Source organism: Arthrobacter sp. Dra40, assembly GCF_059091905.1.
Genome location: NZ_JBNHHB010000598.1, coordinates 1 through 304 on the forward strand (window position 1 = coordinate 1; position 304 = coordinate 304).

Annotated in this window: 1 pseudogene; it reads left to right on the plus strand. The window is 66.8% G+C overall.

Annotated elements, in window-relative coordinates:
* Nucleotides 1-203 (plus strand): annotated as a pseudogene (locus AC5RWT_RS38170) (IS110 family transposase); the annotation flags it as partial.
* Nucleotides 204-304 lie beyond the last annotated feature (101 nt).

The window sequence follows — 304 nt, forward strand, 5'->3', positions numbered from 1 at the left end:
GGGCCTGCTACATGGCCGCCATGTCCAGCCTTAGAAGCTCCAACGCCTCCCGGACCTACTACGACCGCAAACGCGCCGAAGGCAAGACCCACATCCACTCCGTCCTCTCGCTGGCCCGCCGCCGGCTCAACGTCCTCTGGGCCATGCTCCGTGACGGGACCAGCTATGGGCTCCAACCGGAGTCGGCTGCCCGGGCGGCGTGAACGCGACGTACTGAACCGGGAAACCTACGTCCCGGATGGGGCAGTGCCATGACCGTTGGCTTCGTCCGACACCCGGTTCCAGACGTCGTCGTGGGGTCCAC